Genomic DNA, 26,285 nt, shown 5'->3' with positions numbered 1-26,285 from the left:
CCTATGACACTTCCAAATCATATCCAGATCACCCCGGAACTCATTGCATCCCATGGGCTCAAGCCCGATGAATACCAGCGCATTCTCGACCTCATCGGACGCGAGCCGAGCTTTACCGAGCTTGGCATCTTCTCCGCCATGTGGAACGAGCACTGCTCCTACAAGTCTTCCAAGAAATGGCTGAAGACCCTGCCGACCACAGGCCCGCGCGTCGTTCAGGGCCCTGGCGAAAACGCAGGCGTCGTGGATATCGATGATGGCGATGTCGTCGTCTTCAAGATGGAAAGCCACAACCACCCGTCCTACATCGAACCCTATCAGGGCGCGGCCACCGGCGTCGGCGGCATTCTTCGCGACGTGTTCACCATGGGTGCACGGCCCATCGCTGCCATGAACGCACTGCGCTTCGGCGCGCCCGACCACCCGAAGACCCGCCACCTCGTGGCTGGCGTCGTCGCCGGTGTCGGCGGTTACGGCAACTCCTTCGGCGTTCCGACGGTCGGCGGCGAGGTCGAGTTCGACGCACGCTATAACGGCAACATCCTCGTCAACGCCTTTGCAGCGGGCCTCGCAAAATCCGACGCCATCTTCCTGTCGGAAGCCAAGGGCGTTGGCCTGCCGGTCGTCTACCTCGGCGCAAAGACGGGCCGTGATGGTGTTGGCGGCGCTACCATGGCATCTGCCGAATTCGACGAATCCATCGAGGAAAAGCGCCCCACCGTTCAGGTCGGCGACCCCTTCACCGAAAAGTGCCTGCTGGAAGCCTGCCTCGAACTGATGAAGACGGGTGCTGTCATCGCCATTCAGGATATGGGTGCCGCTGGCCTCACCTGCTCCGCCGTCGAAATGGGCGCCAAGGGCGATCTCGGCATCGAACTGAACCTCGATCAGGTTCCGGTTCGCGAAGAGCGCATGACCGCCTACGAAATGATGCTGTCGGAAAGCCAGGAGCGCATGCTCATGGTTCTCGAGCCTTCCAAGGAAGAGGTCGCCAAGGCGATCTTCGTCAAGTGGGGTCTGGACTTCGCCATCGTCGGCAAGACGACTGACGATCTGCGCTTCCGCGTTCTGCACAATGGCGAAGAAGTCGCCAACCTGCCGATCAAGGAGCTGGGCGACGAAGCCCCGGAATATGATCGTCCATGGACGCCTGCCAAGGTGCCTGCACCGTTGGCGCAAGACGACGTGCCGGATGCAGATATCGCCGATGCATTGCTCAAGCTCGTCGGTTCCGCCAACAACTCGTCTCGCCGCTGGGTTTACGAGCAGTACGACACGCTAATCCAGGGCAATTCCTTGCAGTTACCGGGCGGTGACGCCGGTGTTGTCCGCGTCGAAGGCCACGCCACAAAGGCGCTCGCTTTCTCGTCTGATGTGACGCCACGCTACGTGGAAGCTGACGCCTTCGAAGGCGGCAAGCAGGCCGTGGCCGAATGCTGGCGCAACATCACGGCTACAGGCGCATTGCCGCTGGCCGCAACCGATAACCTGAACTTCGGCAACCCCGAAAAGCCCGAGATCATGAGCCAACTCGTCCATGCCATCAAGGGCATCGGCGAAGCCTGCCTTGCGCTTGAATTCCCGATCGTGTCCGGCAATGTCTCGCTTTACAACGAGACCAACGGTCAGGCCATTCTCCCGACGCCAACCATAGGCGGCGTCGGCCTGTTGGCCGATTGGGCCAAGATGGCCCGCATCCGCTTTGCAGCCAGCGACGAGGTCATTCTGCTTGCAGGTGCGCCTGATGGTCTTGGCACCCACATCGCGCAGTCTGTCTACATGCGCGACGTCCATGGCCGCACCGATGGCCCTGCCCCGCATGTGGATCTGGCGCATGAAAAGAAGACCGGCGATTTCGTTCGCTCAGTCATCACCGATGGTCTGACGACTGCCGTCCACGATTGCTCGTCCGGTGGCCTCGCTCTCGCCGTCGCCGAAATGGCCATTGCATCGGACATTGGTGCCACTGTGGATGCGGTCGAAGGCCACAACCCCGTCGCGACATTCTACGGCGAAGATCAAGGCCGCTACGTGCTCACTATTCGCCAAGCGGAACTCGAAACGCTGAAATCCCGTGCTGCGGCGGCTGGCGTTTCCGTCACTGTCATCGGCAAGACCGGCGGCTCTGTCGTAAAGCTGGGTACCGCCCGCGCCGTGGAGATTAAAGAATTGCGCAACGCCCATGAATCATGGTTCCCTCACTTCATGGATGGCGAGTTTCTCGCCGCTGCAGAATAAGAATTGAGGAGTGAACACCATGCCCATGAAGCCTGGCGACATCGAGGACATGATCAAAGCCGGAATTCCCGGCGCGAAGGTAACCATCCGTGATCTCGCCGGTGACGGCGATCACTACGCAGCAGAAGTCGTGGCCGAAGCCTTCAAGGGCAAGACGCGCGTGCAGCAGCACCAGATGGTCTATGACGCCTTGAAGGGCAATATGGGCGGCGTTCTGCATGCTCTCGCCTTGCAGACATCAGCACCGGAATAATCAACGTCCGAGTGTAAGATCAAAGGCCTGCGCGAACCCTCGCGCAGGCCTTTTACATTTCCGGAGACTTGTCGGAACGCAGATCCGCAAAGGATGCCGCAGGCAACGGCCCCGCCGTCATCAGCGTGAAATCAAACCCGGACTTACGGTCGGAACCCAGCACATATTGCCGGTGCATGCGCAGAAAATTGCGTCGGTTTTTCTGGTAGCGTTCAGTGGACAGCGAATGCTTGAACCGGATTGGCACAATCTTCGGCTGGCCAGCATCGCCATGCCCGGTCAGCTTGGCGGTGTGGCACTTGTAGAGATGGATGGGGTCGGTCAGGCACTGAATGTCGAACCAGTTTACATCGCCATGCCGCGCCACCACGCCAATGCTCGCGCGCAGCCGCGACGCACTGGACAGCAGCGCACATTGAAGCGCAGCCCCACCCAGCGTCACGAATGAAACACGTCGACCATCGAACGTATCCGGCTTCAGCTCCAGCACGCGGCCAGCAACCGCCAGCGCCAGACTTGCGCCCATGCTGTGCGAAACGAACAGAACCTCGTCTGATGCCTGCTCCAGCGCCACCAGCACGCTGCGCGCCTTGTCCTCGATCCAGTCCCGCGCCATCGCCTCGTCCCGCCCCACCGCCAGTGCAAAGCGCCAGTCGGCAAACAGATGCAACGTATGAAACCGCTCCGAAATCGGCATCACGCCTTTCACGAAGAAGAGGTAACCAAGGGGAGCAGTGAGAAGACAGAAGAGCGCGGAAACACCCACAAGCAAAGGCAGCACTGCAATCAGCACAGCGGCGGCGATACCCAGTGCGATCAACAGAAACGGAAACAAAAAAAACAGCCCGAATCGCCAAGCATGGCGGAAGTACGCGAAGGCCCCACCCTCGCGGATAATCCCAGCTCCAGCCTTGAAGCCAAGCCCAATCTGTTTCCACACAGATGCCGCCCGCAGCTGCGAGATCAGATCATTATGGTCATGGATGAAGATGGTGGATTGCGTTTCATGCCCATCATGCCGGGCCATCACATCCATACGGCTACCCGCAACCGTCTGGCTGACACCGCCGACCTCGTAATCAACCCCGAACGTCTTGCCGGATTGCGCCGCACTGCGCTCATAGCGGCGCTGATGCGCTGCCGCATCCAGCGGATCGAAACCGGGGAAATAAAACACGAGCCGCGACGAAATCTTCGTCATGAGAAGCAATCCTAGAGCGGGCAACCCCGAAAGATCGCTTGATGTTGGGTGCCGCACCTATATTATAAATGATGACATTTTATAGGCATGAGAGGCGCAGTTGTCGAAAATCGTTGACCAGTTGATCAGTGGCGTCGTCAAAGGCGCTATGTCCGAAATCCTCAAGAAGACCGGTGTGCGACAGACACGACGTACCAAGCGTCGGGCGAAAGCCAGCACGTCAGTGGCAGGAGGCATTCTAGGCGGCATCCTCGAGGCAGCGCTCGGCAAGAAAACCACCCGCATCACAAAGGCGCGTCCGGCAAAGAAACAGGTGAGCAAACGCCGCACCGCCGCTGCCAGAAGTCGCCAGCGCTAACCGATCTCTGTCAGCACAAAGCGCTTGCATATCCACTTTAACAAACGCGCAGAAAATACTGGTAAAAAAGAAAAAACCCGCCGAAGCGGGTTTCTTTGGTGCGGTCGAGAAGACTCGAACTTCCACGGGTTGCCCCACAGCGACCTCAACGCTGCGCGTCTACCAATTCCGCCACGACCGCATCGTGGTAGAGCCGACTTGCGCCGACGAAGGTGCATGTACCAAAAGCACTTTGGGTGCACAAGAGCGTCATGACAGATTTTTGAAATTAAAAATCAGGCCCGTCATTCCTATATGAAAGAAGCCCGCAAACGCCGGGCTTGCGGCCTGGAAATCATTCTGCGAGAAGGCTGTGGAAAGGACTTTTCATGCTGACACGCACCGATATCCAGACAAATATGTTCCCCGTAGACGGCTCGCCACCCATCCGCTGGCGAATCTCCGATGTTCCAGTGCCTTACGAGGAGGCAAGCGCGGAGATGGAACGTGAAGTGGCTGCCATTGCCGATGGCACGGCACATGAACTGGTCTGGCTTTTGGAACACCCTCCCCTTTACACCGCAGGCACCAGCGCCAATGCCACGGACCTGATCGAACCCGACCGTTTTCCGGTCCATGCCACCGGTCGCGGCGGCGAATATACCTATCACGGCCCCGGCCAGCGCGTCGTTTACGTCATGCTCGATCTCAAGCGCCGCAAACAGGATGTGCGCGCCTATGTCGCCGCGCTGGAGGATGTCATCATCCGCACGCTGGACAAGATGAATGTGCGGGGCGAGCGCCGCGAAGACCGCGTCGGGGTATGGGTCCGTCGTCCTGAAAAACCGCTTCTACCGGATGGCTCGGTCAGTGAAGACAAGATCGCCGCGCTCGGCATACGCCTGCGCAAATGGGTGAGTTTTCACGGCCTGTCGATCAACGTCGATCCGGATTTGACGCATTTCACCGGCATCGTTCCCTGCGGCATCACGCAATATGGCGTGACCAGTCTTGTCGATCTGGGATTGCCGGTTATGATGGACGATGTCGATGTTCTCTTGCGTCAGGCCTTCGAAGAGGTGTTCGGCGCGACGGAAAATGAAGCGGTTCGGCACACGGGCTGATGCCCGGCCGCAACCTTCTGTATCGACCGACGTTTCCAACACGCAGACATGGATATCCATCCATCCGTCTGCTCCCATCCGATAAACCTAAGACAGGTGACATTTCATGTTCACAACATCAGCCTATGCCTGCGATGATGGCTCCTCGCCGCTGAAACTCGCCACCATCAAGCGCCGTGATCCTGGCCCGCGCGACGTAGAGATCGAAATCGAATTCTGCGGCGTCTGCCATTCGGATATTCACACCGCCCGCGCAGAATGGGCAGGCTCGCTCTTTCCTTGCGTCCCCGGCCACGAAATCGTCGGCCGCGTTGGCCGTGTCGGTGCCGAAGTCACCAAGTTCAAAACGGGCGACCGCGTCGGCGTAGGCTGCATCGTGGATAGCTGCCGCGGTTGCGACAGCTGCGCTGAGGGCCTCGAGCAATATTGCGAAAACGGCATGACCGGCACCTACAATTCGCCGGATAAGGCCATGGGCGGCGATGCCCACACACTCGGTGGCTACTCGTCGCATGTGGTCGTTGATGACCGCTATGTGCTGAACATCCCCGAAGGTCTCGATGCCGCAGCAGCTGCACCGCTCCTTTGCGCAGGCATCACCACCTACTCGCCACTTCGCCATTGGAATGCCGGTCCCGGCACTCGCGTCGGCGTTGTCGGTCTGGGTGGTCTCGGCCATATGGCCGTCAAGATCGCCAGCGCCATGGGTGCCACGGTCGTCATGATCACCACCTCTCCGAGCAAGGCAAATGATGCCAAGAAGCTCGGTGCTGACGAAGTCATCGTGTCGACAGATGCCGAACAGATGAAGAAGGCCACCTCCAGCCTCGACCTCATCATCGATGCCGTGGCCGCAGACCACAATATCGATTCCTACCTGGCACTTTTGAAGCGCGATGGTGCACTGGTACAGGTCGGCGCGCCCGAAAAGCCGCTCTCCGTCCACGCCTTCAGCCTCATCCCGGGCCGCAAGACCTTTGCCGGCTCCATGATCGGCGGCATTGCCGAGACCCAGGAAATGCTGGATTTCTGCGCCGAAAAGGGCATCGCTGCCGAAATCGAGATGATCAACATGGATCAGATCAACGAAGCCTATGAGCGCATGATCAAGAGCGACGTGCGCTACCGCTTTGTCATCGACATGAAGAGCATGCCAAAACAGGCTGCTTGATTTCACCAAGCTAAGAACGAAAAACCCGCTGATATTCTCGGCGGGTTTTTTCTTTGAACGAGAGGCTAAGAACGCCTACCCGCGCAGCATCGCATTGTCAGGGTCGAACGGGCTCTCGACCACCACTTCGGCATCATAGAGATCGCCGAGAATCTTGATCTTCAGCTTGGTGCCAACCGCCGCATGGTCCGGCGACAGCATGGCAAGCGCCAGTGATTTGCCGATACGCCAGCCAAAGCCACCTGATGTGGCGCGGCCAACGACCTCACCCGCAGCGTTGTAGATCGCTTCGGACCCACGCGCGTCCACCGTGGTGTTGCCGGTGACGACGAGCGTCGAGAAAATCCACCTCAGGCCTTTTTCCTTGCCCGCCACCACGGCGTCACGACCGATGAACTGTTTTTCCGGCTTGATGAAGCGGTCGAGGCCCGACGTGTAGGCATTGTATTCGACCGAGAGTTCGCGGCCCATGTTGCGGTAGGATTTTTCCAGCGACATCGAGACCATCGCACGGATGCCGAAAGGCTTGATGCCGAATTCCGCGCCGGCTTCCATCAGTCGGTCGAAGATATAGGCCTGCATCTCGATGGGGTGGTGCAGCTCCCAGCCCAGTTCGCCGACGAAGTTGACGCGCAGTGCGTGGGCGGTCGCGACACCAACGGAGATTTCCTTGGCGGTGAGCCACGGGAAATCCTTGTTGTCGAGGCTGGTGCGGGTCAGCTTTTTCAGGACCTCGCGGGAATTCGGGCCTGCCAATGCCAGCACGCCATATTTCTGCGTGATCGGCTGAAGGATAACCGAGCCATCAGTCGGCGCCAGGCGGCGCAGGACATCATGGTCGTGGTTTTCAAGACCGCCAGCGGAAACGAGATAGAAACGACCCGGCGCCCACTCATAGACGGTGAACTCCGCCTTCACGCCGCCGTCCTTGGTCAGAAGGTGGGTCAGCGCAATGCGGCCGCGCTTCTTCGGGATGGCGTTGGCGAGAATCGAATCGAGCCAAGCGCGCGCGCCGGGGCCTGAGACTTCCATCTTGGCAAAGGCCGACATATCCAGCACGCCGACATTCTGGCTGACGTGTTTCACCTCGTTGCCGACATGCTCGAAATAGTTCGAACGGCGGAACGACCACTTCTCGACAATGCGGCCATCATCCAGCGCTGGCGCATAATTGTGATTGGTGATGACATCAGCACCCACGCCCAACTCTTCCGGCTTCAGTTCGTAACCTTCAGGCACGAACCAGTTGGCGCGCTCCCAGCCATAAACGGAGCCGAAGACGCCGCCGAGCTTCTTCAGGCGGTCATAGATCGGCGTCGTCTTGAGCGGACGGGCGGCGGCGCGCTCTTCATCCGGGTAGTGCATGGTGAAAACGTTGGCATAGGCCTCTTCGTTCTTGGCGATGAGGTAGCCTTCGGTCGCGTACGGACCGAAGCGACGTGGATCGACGCCCATCAGGTCGAGCGTTGGTTCACCATCGACGATCCATTCAGCGAGCTGCCAGCCCGCGCCACCGGCTGCGGTGATGCCGAAGGAGTGGCCTTCGTTCAGCCAGAAGTTCTTCATACCCGGTGCAGGGCCGACGATTGGGTTACCATCCGGCGTATAGGCGATGGCGCCATTATAGACCTTCTTGATGCCGACTTCACCGAAGGCAGGAACGCGGGCGATTGCCGCTTCGATGTGCGGCATCAGGCGGTCGAGTTCTTCCTGAAACAGCTCGTATTCGCTCTGGTCGGAGGGACCATCGACATAACAGACGGGCGCACCGACCTCGTAAGGTCCGAGGATGAGGCCACCTGCCTCCTCGCGCATATACCAGGCGCTATCGGATTCACGCAGCACGCCCATTTCTGGCAGGCCCTGTTTGCGGCGTTCCAGAATGGCCGGATGCGGTTCGGTGACGATATATTGGTGCTCGACCGGAATGACGGGAATGTTGATGCCGACCATTTCACCGGTCTTGCGGGCAAAGTTGCCGGTACAGGAGATGACGTGTTCGGCAATGATCTCGCCCTTGTCCGTCGTCACCTTCCAGTGACCGTCCTCAAGCTGCTCCAGTGCGGTGACCGTCGTGTTGCGGTAGATGGTGGCCCCACGGTCGCGCGCGCCCTTGGCCAACGCCTGTGTAAGGTCTGCGGGCTGGATGTAGCCATCGTCAGGGTGCTGAATGGCACCCAGCAGGCCATTGGTTTCGCAGAGCGGCCAGACGTCCTTGACCTCTTCCGGCGTCAGCATCTTGACGTTGACGCCGATGGTTTCGGCAATGCCGGAATAATACATATATTCGTCCCAGCGATCTTTGGTTCGGGCGAGACGAATGTTGGACACTTTGGAAAAGCCGACATTCATGCCGGTTTCCTCCTGAAGCTCTTCATAGAACTTCACCGAATATTTGTGGATCTGGCCCACGGAATAGCTCATGTTGAACAGCGGCAGCAGGCCAGCGGCATGCCAGGTGGAGCCGGAGGTCAGCTCCTTGCGCTCGATCAGAACGGCGTCGCTCCAGCCCTTCTTGGCCAGATGATAAAGCGTCGAAACGCCGACAACGCCGCCACCGATCACCACCGCCCGCGCATGTGTCTTCATAATGAAAATTCCCCTTGAAGCCTGTTCGTCCGCTTTCACGCAGGCTTTATCAAGCCCGTCAGGGCCAGACTATGCAATGTCGCACCGTTGCTCAAACGCCTGATTACGACATGCAAAAGGCTCGCCGCGACGGCGAGCCTTTTGACGATTTTCAATACTTTCGAGCGTCAGCCTCTGCGGTTGCGCGCGGAAGGTCTCGTGGTTTCGATTTCGGCATCCTTGACGGTAAGCTCCGCAGGTTCGGGTTTTGGCATCTCCGGCTTCGGCACAGTGGCGGTAGCGGTCTTGGACACGAGAGCCTTGTCGCCTTCCTCCTCCATAAGCTCGGCCAGGACCTTCGGATGGGTGTCACCATCGACATGAATGTTCACATTGCGCTGTTTCATCGGAATGCTGATTCCCTCTTGGTGGAATCGCTTCAAAATCTCCATGCGCAGATTGTTCTTCACCGTGAGGCCATGGCTAAGATCGGCCAGATGGAAGCGCAGTTCGAAGTCCAGTGCAAACTCTCCAAACCTCAGAAATTCCACATGCGGTTCCGGGTTGCGCAGAACCGGGGTCTGCTTCTTGACCAGTTCCAGCAGAATATCCATCACCCGTTGTGGGTCCGTGTCATAGGAAACGGAAACGGGAATTTCTGCGCGCTGGATGCGGTTTCTGTGCGTCCAGTTGCCGACGGAAGAATTGATGAATTCCGAGTTCGGCACAATGATCGACTGGCCCCGGAAGGTTTCTATCTCGGTCGCACGTACCGACAGGCGCTTGACCGTGCCTTCGACAGTCCCTGTCACTACCCAGTCACCCACCTTGAAGGGGCGCTCGACCAGCAGGATGAGGCCGGACACGAAGTTGGACACGATGTTCTGCAAGCCAAAACCGATACCGACCGACAAGGCGGAAGCAACCAGCGCAAGACTTGAAAGATCGAGACCCGCCGACGAAATGCCGAAGATAGCCGCAACGACAACGCCGAGATAACCGATGCCGGTGCCCACCGAGTTGCGCACACCCGCATCCACCTGGCCGCGCGCCATCACGTTTCGATCCAGCCATTTCTGGAACCAGCGGGTCACCGCATAACCGATGACGAAGACGAGAATACCGGTGATGATGCTGATCAGCGAAATGGAGGTCTTGCCGATGGAAAAGCCCGTCAGCAGGCGGTAGGCCCAACTTTCGATATCACCCGGCTGGAAGCCCCAGGAGAACAGAACCAGCGGCACGCCGAAGGCAAGCGCTGCGCAATAAATGCCAAGCCCGGCGGCAAGCCCGGCCTGATCCAACGGCACGGGTCCAAGCCCGAAACGTCTGCCCAGATAGCGCCCGACCAACGTTTCGGCAAAGATGCCCTGTTTGGAAATGGCCCGGCCTGAAAGGATGCCGATGTAAACGGTCGCCAGGACGGCGCCAGTCGAAACAATCTGCGTCGCCAGAAAGCGCGCCAGACCGACATAACCGGTCAAGCAAGCACCGATCAGAAGCAGGCCGCCGACGCGCAGCAGGATCGAGAGCCAGCGCGGCATGCGTTGGTCACGACCATCGCCTTCGATATCCGTACTGGCCAACGGCTTCAGAAACGACAGAGCAAACAGAATGATGCCGATGATGATGGACGCAACGAAGCTCTTGGCCACGGTCAGAATGAGCGGCGAATTCAGCGTCTCGCTGATGGTGCTGAACAGATAGTCGAGGCCATTGACCAGCGCCATGACCAGCATGGCCGACGAGATGATATGCGCACCGCGTGTGGAAACTTTCAGCAGACGCCATTCCGGCTGCGTCGGCGAAAAGATCGCATAGGTCAGCCGCGAGACGAAATAGACGAAAGCGATGACCGACATCGCCACGAACACGATCGGCGCGATATCGGGTCGCAAAACCCCGAAATTATCGAGCAGAAACGCCGACGCCGACATGAACAGGAACACGGACATCGACTGGACCGTGGTCGACCAGAACGCCACCGACAAGCGCCGCAAATAGGATGGTGCACCCGAGAACGCCCGCCGTTCCATCCGGTGGCCCAACAGGCGGTAGCCACCGACCATGAACAGCAGAGCAGCCATGACGGACAGCGTTACCGCGCCGAACATCGACACGCGCTTGTAGTTCCAAACGAAGATCGCCCAGCCCGTCAGCGAGCTGCTAAGCGAGGAAATCTCGCCAACAAACTCCGTCCCCGCTTCCGCCAGAACCGGCAGCGAGATTTCCGTGCGCTTGAACAGGGTGGCCGCAAAGAGTTGGCGACGAAGATTGGTGATGGTGTTGGAGAGGCGCGCGGCGCTGGCAGAGACGCTCTCTGCATCGCCCAGCACGGCATTGATCTGGGATTTCTCCGCATTCAGCTTGGTGCGCTCGTCGGTCACGACGCTGGCTTCGGGTGGCTGCCCCTCCTTGGGCGGCTCGCCGAGCGAGGTGATGCGTGTGCTGATCTCATCCAGCCGTGTCCGCAAGTGACCGACGGTGGCGGCCGCATTGCCGGCCAGATCATCGGCCTTGCCCTTGAGGTCAACGAGCTTGGCGTCGTCGTTGCCCTTGTTTTCGATCTGCTGGGTGATGTCGGCAAGAATGGCCTTGTCTTTGACAAGCCGGGCTTCAGCCCTTTGTGCAACCGGCAAAACCGAATCTTCGCTGGTCGCATCGGGCGTTTGCGCCAGACCTGTTTGCGCGGGAATGATCCACAAAGCCATGAAAGCGAGCAGGACAGGCCAAAGCCGCGCCTGCCGTCTGAAGAATGTCATCGTGAATGCCCTTCCACTCTTTCCGAATCACTGCGCCAAAGTAGTTGGCGACAACTGGGTTTCAAGCGTTTCGTCGCTGAAAATGGCATCAGCGGGACACCTTGAAGAAACTAATAAAATCGCCAACTATGATGATGCAGTAACCGAGGAGGAAATTATGGAATCTGCTGGTATTGGCTGGATAGCCGCAATCATCATCGGTGGCATCGCCGGTTGGCTCGCTGAACAGTTCATGAAGAGCAATATGGGTGTTTTCATGAACATCATTCTGGGGATCGTCGGCGCCATCGTCGCCAACGCGATCCTTGCGGTATTCGGCGTGGTCCTGACGGGCTGGATTGGATATCTCATTGCCGGCTTCGTCGGTGCATGCATCCTCATCGCCATCGCAAGAGCTTTCAGGCGCTGAGGACGGAAAAGACAAACTGATTGAAAAGGCAGCGTTTCCAGCCCTTTCCAGCGTGGCTCTGATTTTTCGAACATGAAAATCGAAGAAATTTCATTTCCACGCTGGACAATCAGAATGTTCCTCTTTATACGGCCAATCACACCGCCAGACACGGCGGCGGCGGGTGATTAGCTCAGTTGGTAGAGCAGCTGACTCTTAATCAGCGGGTCGTAGGTTCGAGCCCTACATCACCCACCATTCTTTCTCCACATCCTCGATATTGCTTTATTTCAGACGCGAGCCAGCGACCTTCGTCGCAAACCGGCAACACCTCTCCCAAACATTCGGTTTGTCTTGTTTACTCCGCAAAGCGGTCTCAATTTTCCGCTTAATGGGACAGATGAGAGTTGTCACCAACATATTGATTCTTGTCGCAGGCGTGGTCGGAACCGGCCTGAGCGCCGGATTTGCCGTCATGATGATGGCGGAGACGGGTGCCTTGGGCTCGTGCTATGAAGAAAACTGTGGATACGCCGCACTTTTCATGGCCTTCCCTTTGAGCTGGTTCATCCTCTTTTCACTGTTTCTGATGGCCATGCTCATCTGGAGGCGGAAACCAAAGCGGGATTTCCGCTGATCGGTCAACTCCAAGGCGTTGAAAACAAAGACTTCAACGCCAAGTTACCGAGCCGACTTATGTTCTCTACATCCGGCTGTATAACTTGACAGTTTCATCCATATAACAGAGTTTACGCCTCGCTGGGGATTCGTTGCGTATTACGTTCTGTTGTCATTCTGATGACAGGCGTTTTTGTGTGAATGCACGCTTAGCCTGGGCTCGGACTCAGGGCTAAGCGAGAAATGGAGTGCTGAATGCGCGCTTTGATCAATTCTCCGTCGCTCTCGGTCGACACGATGGATTATCAGGTCGAATGCCAGTTTGCCTTGGAGCCATCGATCAATGGCCTCCTTGAAAAGGCAGAGGGAGCTGGCTGGGATCGGAAACACGCTGTGCTGGCCATCGTTGCGCTGGCAAGCGGTCAGGTTTCCGAAGCAAGCTTTGCGGATGAACGTCCGCTGTCTTGATAAAATTTATCCTCGCCCTGTCTTTCGGGCGAGATGCCGGTCTTGGACATCAGGTTTCTGACGACACGATACTGGCGCGAACGCATCGCATTTTCAATACACAATGATAACCCGCCGACCGTTTCGGCGGGTTTCCGTTTTTTAGGGCACCGACGACACCGCCCTGCCCTGGCGCAAACATCGAAAAAGTTTGGCGGCCATCGTTGATCGTGGTACTGCATCCGCAGATTGCCTCGCGACCATCGCAGGCTCCCCCATCAAACACATATGTCCGCCAAAATGCCACGTGCTGCATGGCGGTGCGGGTGCTCTATGCAAGACAAGATCTATTCTCCCATCCACATCATCGGCGGCGGCCTGGCCGGATCCGAGGCTGCCTGGCAAATCGCGCAGGCCGGTGTCCCCGTCATCCTGCATGAAATGCGCGGCGTGCGCGGCACCGATGCCCATAAGGGTGATTCTCTGGCGGAACTCGTCTGCTCAAACTCTTTCCGTTCCGATGATGCGACGGCCAATGCCGTCGGCGTCATCCACGCAGAAATGCGCATGGCCGGTTCGCTCATCATCGCTTGCGCCGACAAACACAAGGTGCCAGCCGGCAGCGCGCTGGCGGTTGACCGTGATGGTTTTGCCGAAGCGGTCACGAAAGAGCTCGAGGCTCACCCGCTGATCTCCATCGTCCGTGAGGAGATCGTCGGCCTGCCACCGCAGGAATGGGACAACACCATCATCGCCACGGGCCCGCTCACCTCGCCGGCATTGGCCGCCTCCATTCAGGCGGAAACCGGTGAAGACGCTCTGGCGTTCTTCGATGCCATCGCCCCCATCATTCACCGCGACAGCATCAATATGGATATCTGCTGGTACCAGTCGCGCTACGACAAGGTCGGCCCCGGCGGCAACGGCAAGGACTATATCAACTGCGCGATGGATCAGGAGCAGTACAACGCCTTTATCGACGCGCTCGTTGCGGGCGATACGGTCGGTTTCAAGGAGTGGGAAGGCACGCCCTATTTCGATGGCTGCCTGCCCATCGAGATCATGGCCGAACGCGGCCGCGAGACGCTGCGCCACGGCCCGATGAAGCCCATGGGGCTCACCAATGCCCATAACCCGACCGTCAAGGCTTACGCCGTCGTCCAGCTTCGTCAGGACAATGCGCTGGGCACGCTGTACAACATGGTCGGCTTCCAGACAAAGCTGAAATATGGGACGCAGGCCGATATTTTCCGCATGATTCCCGGTCTGGAAAACGCAGAATTTGCCCGCCTCGGCGGCCTGCACCGCAACACCTATATCGATTCGCCGCGCCTGCTCGATCCGTCTCTGCGGCTGAAATCGCGGCCCTCGGTGCGCTTTGCGGGCCAGATCACCGGATGCGAAGGTTATGTGGAAAGCGCATCCATCGGCCTGCTCACCGGCCGTTTCGCCAGCGCCGAGCGCAAGGGGCAACCCGTTAGCCTGCCGCCTGCGACAACGGCTCTGGGATCGCTGCTCAACCACATCACCGGCGGGCATCTGTCCACGGATGAGGAGCAAGGCAAGCGCTCCTTCCAGCCGATGAACGTCAATTTCGGGCTATTCCCGGAACTGGAGCCGGGCTCCATCGTCAAACCAGAGGGCGTCAAGCGGTTCCGTGGCAAGGACAAGACAATCATGAAGCGGCACCTCATGGCCAAGCGTGCCCTGACCGATTGCGCCGCGTGGCTGGGCGTCCCCGCCCCCGTTTTTGCTCAGGTGGAAGCGGAAGGCGATGCGTTGATCTCGGATGCGTCGGCGGCCTGATCGTCAGTCGCCGCAGGCTCAATGTCTGCGGCTTCCAGATAGCTTCCCAAAAGCCACAGCGACACTTCCGCCGCCTCGCCCACCGTCTTGAACCGGTAGGCGCCGCTGTATTTGGGGGTATCGATGAACGTCACCACAAAACCGTCACCCGTTTCAAGATGCTCAACCGTTATGCGTTCGGGATCGATCAGCATACAGGCATGGTGCTTGCCCATATTGCGCATGAAACCGGCCTTGTTGTCATGCAGACGCACGAATACAGCATTGCCATCGGCGGTCATATGCAGGCTGCGGATGGCTTCTGTGGGAAAGGCGCGGGCAAAATCGAGGATGGCCTGGCCCGTATCGTGGCCATCGTCACCATCGGTATCGCGCCGCAGCCGAAGCAGGTAGTAACCCAACATGCCCAGGGGAAAGAGGATGACGATCCAGAGTGCAGGGTTCATCGACGTCTCTCCATGCGGCCACTCCTAAAGTGAGTCCCGGCTTCGTCCAATAATCAATGCCGGTGCATAGCCATCAAGCCTTGCGCGAATATGGACAGGCTTCAGAAGCGCCGGGTAAACGAGGCCTTGGCCAGCTGCCACTGGCGGCGAAGCTGCGATGGCTGGATATCCTGCTCAAAAAGTTCGGCCCCCGCCTTGCGCGCTCCAGCGATCACACCACCGGCCAGCGCCACGGGAATGAAAGCTGAGAACACCGCTTTTGGCACCTGTTCGTGCCGCGCCTTGTTCAGATGGTCTTGCGCATGCACGCAGAAGATTTCGATGGCCGCACCGATGCGTGCCTTGTCTTTGCCATCGAGAAACGCCTCACGGTCGAGACCGGCAGCCGACAGCATATCGGCGGGAATATAGACCTGCCCGCGCCTGCTGTGCAGCGGCATCAACAGCAGCATCCCCGCCATGGCCTGCGCCACACCGGCGTGACCGGCCGCTTGCGCGCTGGCCGCCGCATCGGTCGGAGACAGCACGATGCTGGCCAGTTGGATCAGCGCAGAGGCCGTTTCCCCAGCATAGCCTTCCAGCGCATTGCGGTCCGCAAACGGGTCGTCATAAAGATCGAAAATCCGCGCCTCGATCATGTCGATCAGCGTCTGGCGCGGCAGCTTGTATGTCTCGACCGCACTCAACAGCGCCGCAGCAACCGGGTTGGCGAGGCTCTCGCCATGCGGATTGCCTTCCAGAAGGTCGCGCCACCATTGCATCCGCACTTCACCGGGCAGCGGTTCGCGCACGAGATCACGAATGCGGGCTATCTCGGCGTTGAAGGCATAGAGAGCACACAGCGCCAGGCGCTTGTCTTCAGGCGACAGCAGGCATGCCAGATACCGATCACGATCGGTCTCGCGCAACATGCTCATGCACGCGTCCGTATCTGTCATCCGCTCGGTCATCGATCCCAGCTCTTTCAGCCTTCCACGGCAATCAGCGCAGCCGCCACGGCCCGCGATTCCGACAGCATGATATTGTAGGTCCGCACCGCAGCCCCCGTGCTCATAGGATCGACCGTGATGCCAGCCTCTTTCAGAGCTGCCCTCAACTCTTTCGGGATGACCCGCATCGTATCACCGGTGCCAATCAGTAGACACTCGATCTCGCTGGCCTGCGCAATGATCTCGGAGAAGTGCTCGATGCTCAGTTGGGCCGGATCATCCACAGCCCATCCATGGATGCCGGATGGAATGCACAGGAGCGAGCCGCGATGCGACATATCGGCGAAACGAAAGCCGCCATTGCCGTAAGCATCGATGGGCGCCCGGCCGGGAAAATGGGCCGGGCGTATTTCGATACCAGCTGCCATCAGACGGCTGGCTTGCCGCCAATGGCATTGGTCGCCTTGGCATCTGCCTTTTCGTCTTCGGCATCATTGCCACCGGGACGCAGCTTGAAGGCAATCAGCACAGGTGCTGCGATATAGACCGACGAGAAGACGCCGATGCCAACGCCGAACAGCATGGCGAAGGTGAACGACCTGATAACTTCGCCACCGAACAGATAGAGCGACAGAAGCGCCAGCATGACCGTCAGACCCGTCAGGATCGTGCGCGACAGCGTCTGGTTCAGCGAAACGTCGATAATCATCGACAGCGGCATCTTCTTGTAACGCCGCAGGTTTTCTCGAATACGGTCATAGATGACGACCGTATCGTTGAGCGAGTAACCGATGATCGTCAGGATGGCCGCGATACTGGTCAGGTTGAACTCGATACCGAGGAACACGAACAGACCGATGGTGAAGACCACGTCGTGCACCATCGAAATGATGGCACCCAGCGCAAACTGCCATTCGAAGCGCACCCAGATGTAGGCCATGATGGCGAACATGGCGAGCGCGATCCCGATGGTGGAGGTAAAGGTCAGGTCGCCAGAAACGGCAGGACCGACCACTTCCACGCGGCGGAATTCATACTTGTCCTCAAGCTCGCCACGCACCAGCGTAATCGCAGACTGCTCGGCATTTTCGCCGCCCTCCTGCGCCTGAATACGGATCAGCACGTCCTGCGGTGTACCGAAGCCCTGCGCCTGGATTTCACCGAGGTTGAGCTGGCTCAGACGATCGCGGATATCGGCGATATCGGCATCACCCTGCTTGGCCTTGACCTCGATGACGGATCCGCCCTGGAAGTCGATGCCGAGATTGAGCCCCTTGGTGACGAAGCCACCGACGCAGATCAGCATGACCAGACCGCTGAGCATGAAGACGTAGCGGCGGTAGCGCATGAAGGGAATGTCTTTGCCATCGAAGACGGCAGTGCGAATGCCCTTCGGCAGAGCCTTGGGACGGCTGCGGCGAACCCAGACGCCGAACATCCATGCCGTCAGCGTGTAGGCTGTGAACACAGTGGTGACGATACCAACGGCCAGCGTGACCGCAAAACCCTTGACCGGGCCTGTTCCCATATAGAACAGAACGCCCGCCACGATCAGCGTCGTGATGTTGGCATCCATGATGGTGGCAAAGGCGCGCGTGAATCCGCTTTCCAGCGACGAGATCAGCGGTTTACCGCTCCTCACCTCTTCTCGAATACGCTCATAGATCAGAACGTTGGAATCAACAGCCATACCGATGGTCAAAACGATACCGGCAATACCCGGCAAGGTCAGCGTCGAGCCGATGATACTGAGCACAGCCAAGAGCATGACGATGTTGACGATCAGCGCGATGTTCGCCAACAGGCCGAAGAAGCCGTAGAAGATGAACATGAAGATCACGACACCGGCGGCACCGATGGCGCTTGCCATCAGACCGGCATTGATCGAATCGCTACCAAGGCTTGGACCCACGGTGCGTTCTTCGACAACCGTCAGCGTCGCCGGAAGCGCACCGGCGCGCAGCAGAACGGCAAGGTCGTTGGCACCCTGAACCGAGAAGTTACCGGAAATCTGGCCGGAACCGCCGATGATCGGCTCGCGGATCACGGGTGCGGAAATCACCTGATTGTCGAGAATGATAGCGAAAGGCTTGCCGACATTCTGCTGTGTCGCCTGCGCGAAACGCTGCGCACCACGACTATCGAAGCGGAAGGTGACGACCGGCTCGTTGTTCTGCTGGTTAAAGCTCGCCTGCGAATCGACGAGGTTATCGCCGGAAACGAGAGCGCGGCGCTCGACCAGATACGGAACCGGTGGATCATCCTGCGAATAGAGAATTTCAGATGTTGCAGGCGGACGACCATTCATCGCTTCCTGAACCGGCATGGAGGTGTCGACCATGCGGAAGGACAGTTTCGCGGTCTGGTTCAACAGCGACTTCAAACGCTGCGGGTCTTGAAGACCTGGAACCTGCACGATGATGCGGTCTGAACCCTGACGCTGGATCAGCGGCTCGGTCGTGCCGACTTCGTCCACGCGGCGGCGAACGACTTCGATGGACTGCGAAACGGCAGATGACATGCGGTAATTGATGCCGTCATCGGTCAGGTTGAGGCGCAGCACATTGTCGCCAGCGTCGCTCATCGTCACTTCCGTGATGGAAGTGCCAACCAGCGTGCCGGAAGAGATCGGCAACGTCAGGTCGCGCAACGCTGTTTTTGCGGCTTCGTACTGAGCCGGATCGGTAACGCGGACCTGCACCTGCTGGCCGTTGCCCGCAAGGCCGGAATACTTGACGTTGGCATCCCGCAGTTGGGTGCGCACATCGCCCACGATGGTCTCGAGACGTTCCTTGACAATGTCGGAACGCTCGATCTTGAGCATGATGTGGGAACCGCCCTGAAGGTCGAGACCGAGCGTTACCTTATTGTCCTTGTACCAGGATGGCATGCCCTCCAACTGCTTGTCGGTAAACAGGTTTGGAGAAGCGATAAACACGCTTATCAGCACGGCCAGCCAGATAAAGGCTGTTTTCCAGCGGGAAAAATGAAGCATTGAGGTCTCGGTCAGGGTTGGGTGTCAGAACCCAGGCTGCGTAAGCCGCAGCCTGCTTTTATGGACTGCGCAGTCTTGGACTTACTTCGCGTTCGCAGGAGCTTCGGTCTTGACCGGCTCACCCTTGACGCGCACTTCGGCGATATAGGTGCGCGATGCACGAACCTTGACGCCTTCGGCAATTTCGACTTCCAGCTCGTTGTCGTCGATAACCTTTGTCACCTTGCCGACGATACCGCCGCCCAGAACGACCTGGTCACCGCGACGAATGGCCGTCAACGTTTCCTGACGCTTCTTCAACTGTGCGCGCTGCGGACGGATCAGGAAGAAGTACCAGACGACCATCAGCGGGGCGAACAGGAAAAGCATTTCAAGGCCGGAGCCGAATGCAGATGGTGTGCCGGCCGCATCCTGGGCAAAGGCTTGGGTAATGAACATCAAAAACTCCTCAGATTATCAGGCGCAGTCTTAGCCACTCGCCGGCTTTTCAAGCCGCCGGAATATAGTTGCGATCCCCTAGAATGCAACAGACACAGACACTACGCCGTACCGTTTCCACGCCTCATAACCTTTCAAGCCGATAAACACCATGCTACCTCGCAGAAATTCTACTGTTGCGCGGCCTCCATACAAGATGAACGGCAGGCGCAATCCTTTGTTGGAGACGTCGAGATGACACCGGAAGAAACGAACGCAGAGCTGCTGTCGCAAGTCCGCCGCCTGGCCGATGCACTGGAGCGGCTCGCAGGCCCCGCCCCCGCCGTCAATGACTGGAACAGCGCCGATTGTTTCGTCTGGGCACCCGCCAACGCCTGGCTTCAGCCCGTGCCCAAGCCCAACCGCATCGCGCTCCAGCTCATCCGTGGCGTCGATCACGTCCGCGATATCCTCCACGACAACACCCTGCGCTTTGCGCAAGGCTTTGCCGCAAACAACGTCCTTCTGTGGGGCGCACGTGGCATGGGCAAGTCATCGCTGGTCAAAGCCGTTCACGAAGACGTGCGGACGTCGACCGACATGCCACTGAAACTCGTGGAAGTCCACCGCGAAGACATCCACACGCTGCCCGCGTTGATGGACATTCTCAAAACCGCAGACAACCGCATCATCCTGTTTTGCGATGACCTCTCCTTCGATCATGACGACACCGCCTACAAGTCTCTGAAAGCGGCCCTTGATGGCGGCATAGAAGGCAGGCCGGACAATGTGCTGTTCTACGCCACCTCCAACCGCCGCCACCTCCTGCCGCGCCACATGATGGAGAACGAACAGTCCACCGCCATCAATCCATCCGAGGCGGTCGAAGAGAAAGTATCGCTGTCGGATCGCTTCGGCCTGTGGCTCGGCTTCCACAAATGCAGTCAGGACGATTACCTCGCCATGATCGACGGCTATGCCGACCATTTCGATCTCGGCCTGCCCCGCGAAACGCTTCACCACGAAGCACTGGCATGGGCAACGACACGCGGTGGCAGGTCCGGTCGCGTCGCCTGGCAATACATTCAGGATGCCGCTGGCAGACTAAGGAAACCGATCACGCGCTGACGTTTTCTACGCGCCTTAGCATCATAATAAGACATAACTACAAATGGTTGAATTTATTGAGTTATAACCATTCCGAAATTTATTTGAAAAACAATTAGATTTTCCTGTTTTAGCGCGGAACAAACGCATAATCCGCCCGTTTCAGTGCGGAACGCGAAACCCGCGTGTGTTACAGGAGAGTAGAATGACTGATCAGACCAGATACGCGGCATCGACAGGGGTAGTTCACACTGCTGTCGCGCGGGAATCCCTAGCCAATATTTCGTGGGGCGCCATCTTCGCAGGCGTGGCAATTGCCTTGGCACTTCACCTGCTGCTCAACCTTCTGGGTCTGGCAATCGGCGCAGGCGTCATCGACCCTGCCGCGAACGACACGCCGACCGCGACATCGCTCTCCATGGGCTCGGTCATCTGGATCATCGTCAGCGGCATTATCGCAGCGTTCGTTGGTGCTTATGTTGCAAGCCGCCTGTCTGGCCGCACCGTGCGCACCACCGGCGCGCTGCATGGCCTCACATCCTGGGCCGTCACCACACTCATCGTCTTCTACCTGCTGACCACATCCGTCGGTGCACTGGTCGGCGGTGCGTTCACAGGCGTCACGAGCGTCTTTTCCGGCGCAGGCTCGACCATCGCGACGGCTGCAACGACAGCTGCTCCATCGCTTGCCGGTGCGACTGACCCGGTTGCGACCATCGAACAGCGCATTCGTGAAGCCAGCGGTGGCAACGATCCACAGGCTCTGCGCGATGCAGCCGTTAGCGCTGTTCGTGCCGCACTGACAGGCGATCAGGCCCAGGCAAATGACGCCCGCAACCGCGCCGCAGACGCTCTGGCTCGTGCACAGGGCATCCCTGTCGATCAGGCCCGTCAGCAGGTCACGGATTACGAAAACCAGTACAAGCAGGCCGTAGAACAGGCCAAGCAGCGCGCGACTGAAGCCGCTCAGGCAACAGCAACCGGCGTTTCCACAGCCTCCTACGTCGCCTTCAGCGCCCTGCTCATCGGTGCCGTCGCTGCCCTCTTTGGCGGTAACATCGGCGCTGCCCACACAGAACGCCGCCGCGAAACCGTCATCGAATAACGGCGACCATCCGACCAAAACGAAATGCCCGCGGAAACGCGGGCATTTTTGTGTGGATTTTCACCATCTCCGTCATACCGGCTTAGAGCCGGTATCCAGCCAGACCAAGTCTTGGTCTGAGGAGACTCTTTTCACCGCATCTCGCTACGTCCCCATCCAACGCCACAAATAAAAAATGCCCGCGTCTCCGCAGGCATCTTTCATCATCAAACCCGAAATATCAGAACTTCGGAAACTCCAGCTTGGTCGTATCATAACCAAGCTCTTGTGCCTTCTTCACCATCACAGCCAGCTTGCTCTTGGATGGTACGCTGCGCGCATAGATCCACAGGTTTGTCATGTCAGGGTTGGAGCTGATGAACCAGCTGCGATCAGGCGCTTGATAGCGAACCCAATAATTGAAAGTGATCAGGAGCGGATATCGCACCCGCAGCTTCGCGTTCGTATCCTTGTAATCCATCAGCGTGCCGACGCCCTCGATGGTTTTCAACTCACCCTGCGGCGTTCCCTCGCGACAGCCATCCTGAACCTTGACCTGGTTGGGCGCATCGCCCTTCGTGTAGACAGTGAAGCCAGCCACGCAGCCATCCGTCAGCCGCATTGGGGTCCGGCCGATCTCGAGCCATTTGCCCTGATAATGCGACATCTGCGTGCGCACGATCGGCGTCTCGGCTTTTGCCTCTTCGATAAGGCAGGCGCTGAGCCCGCAAAAGGCAAGCGTAGCGGCGAGCGGGCGAAGGAAACTGGTCATGGTTAATGCTCCGTTAATTCTGTTTGCAGAACAACGCCATTCCCGCTTTCCAGTTGCATGCGCCCGCATCATCAAACCGTGTTCACGCCTCTGCTCAAACGACAGCAGATCGTCCGTCCGGATATTCCGCCGGTCCCTTGATTTCCAGCATGTTACCGAAGGGGTCGTATATATAGAAGGAATGCCCCATACCCCTCGCCCCGCCATGCATCGCCTCGCGGTGAATGGAAACGCCGTGGCTTTCCAGATGCACCCGCAGGGCATCATGCTCGAATGGCCCGGTCGCGATGCAGATGTGGTCGACATTGCGCCCACCCGCCACCGGCGGCGCCGCCTTCTGCCCACCGGGATGCGTGGTGTCCCACAACACGATCAGCGACGCCCCGCACCACACCTGCTCCATGCCCAGCGCCGGATAGGTATAGCCCGGACGGCAGCCCAACACGTCGTGATAAAAACGCAGCGCCTTGTCCATATCATCCACCAGCAAAACGACGTGATCGATGCCGACAAGGGAAAACGGTATGCCTGATGTCACAGATATCTCCTCCAAGATGTCAGTGCTACAATGGCGCTGTTGCCCGCAGGGTCAACTGCGAAACTCGACCCGTATTCAGTCGGATATCAGACGGACAGGTGCAGCACCTCAAGCGCCCGCAACGACAGTTTGTAAATAAGCTTGCGCTGGATCTCTAAGGCCAAAAGGCACGCATTTGCCTCATAAAGCCAACGCTAAGAACTGATCAGACAGTTCAATTCGGCTAATTCTGTCAGTTTTTTGAGTTTTAAGATTGAAGGGGTACCAAACTTTTGCGCCTGTCTGTGTGCAACAGTTGCTGGCAACTAGATAAGAGCCATCATGCGCATACGGTTTTTGGTTATCGTCAACTTCATCACCTGCCGGAACCATCAGGAGGCTAGGAAACTTCCTATTTGCACCGGCCAATTGCGCCTTGGCAACTGGTATCCTAACCAGAGTGAGAGCTGCATAAAGAGCGTCGAGTTTTTCTTCAACGGGCTTCATGTCCCTAGCGGCTCGAATAGCCTCATATATTCCTAGAAGCCAAGCATCTGATAAGGCAACAATAAGACCAGTAGAGAAGCTGTTATCGTCGTACTGCGAGTTTGCAAACTCAGCAACGAGCTCTCGTTCGAGCTGTCGAAGCATTATGTCAAGCTTACTCATATTCATCACTGTTATGCTGTGAGCAACGCCAAACTTGGAAAACGTTAGGGAAAGCTTGGACCAAGCCGACGCTTCATTTCGAAAATTTGCTAGTCCGATGAGATAAACTTTCTCTAGAAGCGTAGTCGCTTTCATTTCTCACCCTCAGCCCACACATCATCCCATATCGGGCGAACTATGTACTTTTTGTCGAAAAAAATATGACAGCATTTTTAGCTAACAACCGAAAAATTCATCGAAGACAGATGCGTCATATGAACATCAATGCTGTAAAAGCATATGTTCAGCTGACACGTATCTATTTTTTAAACTAGAATTATCACTGGGAAGACACTGAAATGGTACGCCCTAGGGGAGTCGAACCCCTCTTTTCAGAATGAAAATCTGACGTCCTAACCGATAGACGAAGGGCGCGTACACATGTCGTGTGGCGCCCTTATAGTCAGAGCTTTTCGATACCGCAAGCAGGAAAATGCGCCTTTTGACAAAAAAATGACATGCCCGCCTATAGGTCTTTCTGGACACGGAATATGCAATCAAAACAGAGGCTTATTTTCAGGCAAGAGACGATGAAGACTGCGTCTCGTACCCTGTCGCTGGTCTTCAACGAAGGAATTCAGTCCTGAAAGACCTGCGCTTGCGCAAGAAATTGCCGTCATGGCGAAACCACGTGCGCCATCCGGCGTTAAATGCCCTCAAACATCGGACACGGACCGCAACCTGAAATAGCAAAACGATGAATCCAAGCTTTAACGGGCGCTCTTAACACTTTGAATTGAAAAATAACCCTATAAAATTCGAATATAAGAGGTCGCTGCCTTGTAATTGCTTTTTTTAGGATCAGGTTCATGCTCGCCATCTCCAAGAACAATCCGCTGCCGAACAAAGGTAAAGGATAAAGACTGAAAGACGCCAGACGATGACCCTCATTCGACGTTCTCTTATTGCGAAGATTTTTCTGGTCTCGTTCCTGAGCGTGCATGTCCCACTGATTGCATTGATCATTCATCTGCTCAGCGGCTTCGACACATCCCCAATGCCGGTGTTTATACTGATCCTGGTGGCCACACTGCTTGGCACCGCGCTGTGCCTGTTTGCGATATGGCGCTTCATTCGCCCGTTGCACCATCTGGCTGAGGCGCTGGACAAATATCCGCAGGACAAGAGCGTCTTCAAGCTTCGCTCCATCGGGTCAGACGAAATCGCCACCGTGACCGATGCGACCAAATCCATGCTGTTGCAGGTCGAGGAACTGAACAAGAAGCTTCAGCATCAGGCAACGACGGACTTCCTGACCGGCCTCGGCAATCGCCGCTGGCTGACGGAACAGATGCCCGCTCTTCAGGCACAGGCGGAGCGCAACAACGAGCCGCTGTCGATCATTCTGTTCGATCTCGATAAGTTCAAGAACATCAACGACAATTTCGGCCACGATGTCGGTGACAACGTCCTGATGAATGTCGGAGAGATCGTCAAAGACCAGCTGCGCCCCTATGATCTGGCGGCCCGTGTGGGCGGCGAGGAATTCTGTGTGGTCCTGCCGCGCACCTCGGGTGAGGCAGCGCTCGGCATTGCGGAACGTCTGCGCGCCGCATTCCAGTCCAGCTATGTCGACCCACTCCCCCACGGCCGCATCACCTGCAGTTTCGGCGTCGTCCAGGCCGGTACAAGCGAGCGTCTGCAGCAATTGCTGCGCCGCGCCGATACGGCACTTTACACCGCCAAGGATGCCGGGCGTAACCGCGTCATCGGCGCCTTTGTCGAGAAAAACCCGTAAAGTCCATAGGCGTCATTTTTGCTGATATGGCGAGAAAGCGTATGGTGAGCGGCGTGAGAAGCTTGCCTTTCAGCCATTCTTGCCGCTATTAGCCAAAGCCATCGACAATTTTGACCAGATGGTAGACACCTCATGTCCCTTCCCGATAAAGCTTTTCCCGTTTCCTGGGATCAATTTCACCGCGATGCCCGTGCGCTGGCATGGCGTCTGGCCGGCCTGAACCAGGAGTTCCGCGCCATCGTCTGCATCACCCGTGGCGGCCTCGTGCCCGCCGCCATCATCTCGCGCGAACTCAACATCCGCCTCATCGACACCGTCTGCATCGCCACGCGCCATGATTACGTCAATCAGGGCGATACGCTGCTGCTTAAGGGCATCTCGCCGGAATTGATGGAAAGACAAGGCGAAGGCATTCTCGTTGTCGACGACCTCACCGACACCGGCAAGACGGCGCTCGAAGTGCGCGAAATGCTACCAAAAGCCCACTTCGCCTGCGTCTACGCCAAGCCCACAGGCGTCCCCACCATCGACACCTTCATCACCGAGGTCAGCCAGGACACCTGGATCTACTTCCCCTGGGACCTCGGCTTCACCTATCAGGAACCCATCGCCAAGGGCGCACCGGGCTGACTGTTACGAGCGATCGCACAAGACAATGA

General features: G+C 57.8%; 23 protein-coding genes and 3 tRNA genes. 13 read left to right on the top strand and 13 right to left on the bottom strand.

Annotated features, from left to right (window positions below; genetic code table 11):
* The first annotated feature begins 3 nt into the window (after positions 1 to 3).
* Both purL and RRU01S_RS10830 read left to right on the top strand, forming a co-directional pair.
* Positions 4 to 2,238: a phosphoribosylformylglycinamidine synthase subunit PurL gene (gene purL / locus RRU01S_RS10835; protein WP_045230299.1), complete on the top strand. Its 2,235-nt coding sequence runs from the start codon at positions 4 to 6 to the stop codon at positions 2,236 to 2,238.
* 19 nt (positions 2,239 to 2,257) lie between these two features.
* Positions 2,258 to 2,491: a BolA/IbaG family iron-sulfur metabolism protein gene (locus RRU01S_RS10830; RefSeq protein ID WP_003507909.1), complete on the top strand. Its 234-nt coding sequence runs from the start codon at positions 2,258 to 2,260 to the stop codon at positions 2,489 to 2,491.
* Positions 2,492 to 2,543: 52 nt separating this feature from the next.
* On the opposite strand, the gene RRU01S_RS10825 is transcribed toward RRU01S_RS10830, so the two are convergent.
* A complete protein-coding gene (locus tag RRU01S_RS10825; RefSeq protein ID WP_045230298.1) occupies positions 2,544 to 3,692 on the bottom strand; it encodes a hypothetical protein in 1,149 nt (382 codons plus the stop codon).
* 100 nt (positions 3,693 to 3,792) lie between these two features.
* Here RRU01S_RS10825 and RRU01S_RS10820 point away from each other — a divergent pair, with 100 nt between their 5' ends.
* On the top strand, positions 3,793 to 4,050 hold the full coding sequence (locus RRU01S_RS10820; RefSeq protein ID WP_045230297.1) for a hypothetical protein: 258 nt from the start codon (positions 3,793 to 3,795) through the stop codon (positions 4,048 to 4,050).
* A gap of 96 nt (positions 4,051 to 4,146) precedes the next feature.
* Here the strand turns inward: RRU01S_RS10820 and RRU01S_RS10815 are convergent.
* A tRNA-Leu gene (locus RRU01S_RS10815) sits at positions 4,147 to 4,231 on the bottom strand.
* Positions 4,232 to 4,418: 187 nt separating this feature from the next.
* On the opposite strand from RRU01S_RS10815, the gene lipB reads away from it, so the two are divergent.
* Both lipB and RRU01S_RS10805 read left to right on the top strand, forming a co-directional pair.
* Entirely contained in the window at positions 4,419 to 5,153 is a 735-nt protein-coding gene (gene lipB, locus RRU01S_RS10810; RefSeq protein WP_045230296.1) for a lipoyl(octanoyl) transferase LipB, read from the top strand.
* Positions 5,154 to 5,259: 106 nt separating this feature from the next.
* Entirely contained in the window at positions 5,260 to 6,324 is a 1,065-nt protein-coding gene (locus RRU01S_RS10805; RefSeq protein ID WP_045230295.1) for an NAD(P)-dependent alcohol dehydrogenase, read from the top strand.
* 75 nt (positions 6,325 to 6,399) lie between these two features.
* On the opposite strand, the gene RRU01S_RS10800 is transcribed toward RRU01S_RS10805, so the two are convergent.
* Both RRU01S_RS10800 and RRU01S_RS10795 read right to left on the bottom strand, forming a co-directional pair.
* Positions 6,400 to 8,913: a GcvT family protein gene (locus RRU01S_RS10800; protein ID WP_045230294.1), complete on the bottom strand. Its 2,514-nt coding sequence runs from the start codon at positions 8,911 to 8,913 to the stop codon at positions 6,400 to 6,402.
* Between the two features lie 167 nt (positions 8,914 to 9,080).
* The gene (locus RRU01S_RS10795) at positions 9,081 to 11,654 is read right to left on the bottom strand and encodes a mechanosensitive ion channel family protein (protein ID WP_081880050.1); all 2,574 of its coding nucleotides are present in this window, start codon (positions 11,652 to 11,654) and stop codon (positions 9,081 to 9,083) included.
* Between the two features lie 157 nt (positions 11,655 to 11,811).
* Between RRU01S_RS10795 and RRU01S_RS10790 the strand changes: the two genes are divergently transcribed.
* From RRU01S_RS10790 to trmFO, 4 genes are all read left to right on the top strand, one after another.
* Complete coding sequence (locus RRU01S_RS10790; protein WP_045230352.1) at positions 11,812 to 12,063, top strand: GlsB/YeaQ/YmgE family stress response membrane protein; 252 nt, start codon at positions 11,812 to 11,814, stop codon at positions 12,061 to 12,063.
* 161 nt (positions 12,064 to 12,224) lie between these two features.
* Positions 12,225 to 12,300 (top strand) — tRNA-Lys (locus tag RRU01S_RS10785).
* 615 nt (positions 12,301 to 12,915) lie between these two features.
* Entirely contained in the window at positions 12,916 to 13,128 is a 213-nt protein-coding gene (locus tag RRU01S_RS10775) for a hypothetical protein (RefSeq protein ID WP_045230292.1), read from the top strand.
* 312 nt (positions 13,129 to 13,440) lie between these two features.
* Positions 13,441 to 14,913, top strand: coding sequence for a methylenetetrahydrofolate--tRNA-(uracil(54)-C(5))-methyltransferase (FADH(2)-oxidizing) TrmFO (gene trmFO, locus RRU01S_RS10770; RefSeq protein ID WP_045230291.1), 1,473 nt, complete (start codon positions 13,441 to 13,443; stop codon positions 14,911 to 14,913).
* Here the strand turns inward: trmFO and RRU01S_RS10765 are convergent.
* From RRU01S_RS10765 to yajC, 5 genes are all read right to left on the bottom strand, one after another.
* A complete protein-coding gene (locus RRU01S_RS10765) occupies positions 14,862 to 15,359 on the bottom strand; it encodes a hypothetical protein (protein WP_045230290.1) in 498 nt (165 codons plus the stop codon). The genes trmFO and RRU01S_RS10765 overlap by 52 nt on opposite strands.
* A gap of 101 nt (positions 15,360 to 15,460) precedes the next feature.
* A complete protein-coding gene (locus RRU01S_RS10760; RefSeq protein ID WP_108722615.1) occupies positions 15,461 to 16,309 on the bottom strand; it encodes a phytoene/squalene synthase family protein in 849 nt (282 codons plus the stop codon).
* Between the two features lie 14 nt (positions 16,310 to 16,323).
* Positions 16,324 to 16,716 (bottom strand): Mth938-like domain-containing protein, encoded by a 393-nt coding sequence (locus RRU01S_RS10755; RefSeq protein WP_045230289.1) that lies wholly within the window; start codon positions 16,714 to 16,716, stop codon positions 16,324 to 16,326.
* Complete coding sequence (secDF, locus tag RRU01S_RS10750; protein WP_045230288.1) at positions 16,716 to 19,283, bottom strand: protein translocase subunit SecDF; 2,568 nt, start codon at positions 19,281 to 19,283, stop codon at positions 16,716 to 16,718. Before secDF ends, RRU01S_RS10755 begins: the two co-directional genes overlap by 1 nt.
* Before the next feature lie 81 nt (positions 19,284 to 19,364).
* Complete coding sequence (gene yajC, locus RRU01S_RS10745; RefSeq protein ID WP_045230287.1) at positions 19,365 to 19,721, bottom strand: preprotein translocase subunit YajC; 357 nt, start codon at positions 19,719 to 19,721, stop codon at positions 19,365 to 19,367.
* Positions 19,722 to 19,955: 234 nt separating this feature from the next.
* Between yajC and RRU01S_RS10740 the strand changes: the two genes are divergently transcribed.
* Together RRU01S_RS10740 and RRU01S_RS10735 are read left to right on the top strand one after the other, a co-directional pair.
* Positions 19,956 to 20,828, top strand: coding sequence for an ATP-binding protein (locus RRU01S_RS10740; protein WP_045230286.1), 873 nt, complete (start codon positions 19,956 to 19,958; stop codon positions 20,826 to 20,828).
* Between the two features lie 184 nt (positions 20,829 to 21,012).
* A complete protein-coding gene (locus RRU01S_RS10735; RefSeq protein WP_045230285.1) occupies positions 21,013 to 21,912 on the top strand; it encodes a PhnA-like protein in 900 nt (299 codons plus the stop codon).
* Between the two features lie 220 nt (positions 21,913 to 22,132).
* Here RRU01S_RS10735 and RRU01S_RS10730 read toward each other — a convergent pair whose 3' ends face one another.
* From RRU01S_RS10730 to RRU01S_RS10715, 4 genes are all read right to left on the bottom strand, one after another.
* Positions 22,133 to 22,663, bottom strand: a complete 531-nt coding sequence (locus tag RRU01S_RS10730) for a lipocalin family protein (RefSeq protein ID WP_065698083.1) — start codon at positions 22,661 to 22,663, stop codon at positions 22,133 to 22,135.
* Positions 22,664 to 22,757: 94 nt separating this feature from the next.
* Positions 22,758 to 23,201 (bottom strand): VOC family protein, encoded by a 444-nt coding sequence (locus RRU01S_RS10725; RefSeq protein ID WP_244446081.1) that lies wholly within the window; start codon positions 23,199 to 23,201, stop codon positions 22,758 to 22,760.
* A gap of 180 nt (positions 23,202 to 23,381) precedes the next feature.
* Positions 23,382 to 23,984 carry a hypothetical protein gene (locus RRU01S_RS10720; RefSeq protein WP_045230284.1) on the bottom strand — a complete coding sequence of 201 codons (603 nt, stop codon included), beginning with the start codon at positions 23,982 to 23,984 and terminating at the stop codon, positions 23,382 to 23,384.
* 204 nt (positions 23,985 to 24,188) lie between these two features.
* Positions 24,189 to 24,263: transfer RNA gene (locus RRU01S_RS10715), tRNA-Glu, on the bottom strand.
* 505 nt (positions 24,264 to 24,768) lie between these two features.
* Between RRU01S_RS10715 and RRU01S_RS10710 the strand changes: the two genes are divergently transcribed.
* Positions 24,769 to 25,626 (top strand): GGDEF domain-containing protein, encoded by an 858-nt coding sequence (locus tag RRU01S_RS10710; RefSeq protein WP_045230283.1) that lies wholly within the window; start codon positions 24,769 to 24,771, stop codon positions 25,624 to 25,626.
* Positions 25,627 to 25,758: 132 nt separating this feature from the next.
* A complete protein-coding gene (gene gpt, locus RRU01S_RS10705; RefSeq protein WP_045230282.1) occupies positions 25,759 to 26,256 on the top strand; it encodes a xanthine phosphoribosyltransferase in 498 nt (165 codons plus the stop codon).
* Positions 26,257 to 26,285: the final 29 nt, after the last annotated feature.

Origin of the sequence: Agrobacterium rubi TR3 = NBRC 13261 (assembly GCF_000739935.1) — a bacterium.
GTDB lineage: Bacteria > Pseudomonadota > Alphaproteobacteria > Rhizobiales > Rhizobiaceae > Agrobacterium > Agrobacterium rubi.
Note: the sequence above shows the minus strand (reverse complement) of the source record. Positions and strands in the feature narration are given on the sequence as shown.

Excerpts from the sequence above, each read along its gene's own strand:
- RRU01S_RS10740 (WP_045230286.1), top strand. The coding sequence starts at position 19,956 with ATGACACCGGAAGAAACGAACGCAGAGCTGCTGTCGCAAGTCCGCCGC.
- RRU01S_RS10790 (WP_045230352.1), top strand. The coding sequence starts at position 11,812 with ATGGAATCTGCTGGTATTGGCTGGATAGCCGCAATCATCATCGGTGGC.
- RRU01S_RS10735 (WP_045230285.1), top strand. The coding sequence starts at position 21,013 with ATGACTGATCAGACCAGATACGCGGCATCGACAGGGGTAGTTCACACT.
- RRU01S_RS10800 (WP_045230294.1), bottom strand. The coding sequence starts at position 8,913 with ATGAAGACACATGCGCGGGCGGTGGTGATCGGTGGCGGCGTTGTCGGC.
- purL (WP_045230299.1), top strand. The coding sequence starts at position 4 with ATGACACTTCCAAATCATATCCAGATCACCCCGGAACTCATTGCATCC.
- RRU01S_RS10755 (WP_045230289.1), bottom strand. The coding sequence starts at position 16,716 with ATGGCAGCTGGTATCGAAATACGCCCGGCCCATTTTCCCGGCCGGGCG.
- RRU01S_RS10775 (WP_045230292.1), top strand. The coding sequence starts at position 12,916 with ATGCGCGCTTTGATCAATTCTCCGTCGCTCTCGGTCGACACGATGGAT.
- RRU01S_RS10730 (WP_065698083.1), bottom strand. The coding sequence starts at position 22,663 with ATGACCAGTTTCCTTCGCCCGCTCGCCGCTACGCTTGCCTTTTGCGGG.
- RRU01S_RS10760 (WP_108722615.1), bottom strand. The coding sequence starts at position 16,309 with ATGACCGAGCGGATGACAGATACGGACGCGTGCATGAGCATGTTGCGC.
- RRU01S_RS10720 (WP_045230284.1), bottom strand. The coding sequence starts at position 23,984 with ATGAAAGCGACTACGCTTCTAGAGAAAGTTTATCTCATCGGACTAGCA.
- yajC (WP_045230287.1), bottom strand. The coding sequence starts at position 19,721 with ATGTTCATTACCCAAGCCTTTGCCCAGGATGCGGCCGGCACACCATCT.
- RRU01S_RS10830 (WP_003507909.1), top strand. The coding sequence starts at position 2,258 with ATGCCCATGAAGCCTGGCGACATCGAGGACATGATCAAAGCCGGAATT.
- RRU01S_RS10825 (WP_045230298.1), bottom strand. The coding sequence starts at position 3,692 with ATGACGAAGATTTCGTCGCGGCTCGTGTTTTATTTCCCCGGTTTCGAT.
- RRU01S_RS10805 (WP_045230295.1), top strand. The coding sequence starts at position 5,260 with ATGTTCACAACATCAGCCTATGCCTGCGATGATGGCTCCTCGCCGCTG.
- secDF (WP_045230288.1), bottom strand. The coding sequence starts at position 19,283 with ATGCTTCATTTTTCCCGCTGGAAAACAGCCTTTATCTGGCTGGCCGTG.
- RRU01S_RS10765 (WP_045230290.1), bottom strand. The coding sequence starts at position 15,359 with ATGAACCCTGCACTCTGGATCGTCATCCTCTTTCCCCTGGGCATGTTG.
- lipB (WP_045230296.1), top strand. The coding sequence starts at position 4,419 with ATGCTGACACGCACCGATATCCAGACAAATATGTTCCCCGTAGACGGC.
- RRU01S_RS10795 (WP_081880050.1), bottom strand. The coding sequence starts at position 11,654 with ATGACATTCTTCAGACGGCAGGCGCGGCTTTGGCCTGTCCTGCTCGCT.
- gpt (WP_045230282.1), top strand. The coding sequence starts at position 25,759 with ATGTCCCTTCCCGATAAAGCTTTTCCCGTTTCCTGGGATCAATTTCAC.
- trmFO (WP_045230291.1), top strand. The coding sequence starts at position 13,441 with ATGCAAGACAAGATCTATTCTCCCATCCACATCATCGGCGGCGGCCTG.
- RRU01S_RS10710 (WP_045230283.1), top strand. The coding sequence starts at position 24,769 with ATGACCCTCATTCGACGTTCTCTTATTGCGAAGATTTTTCTGGTCTCG.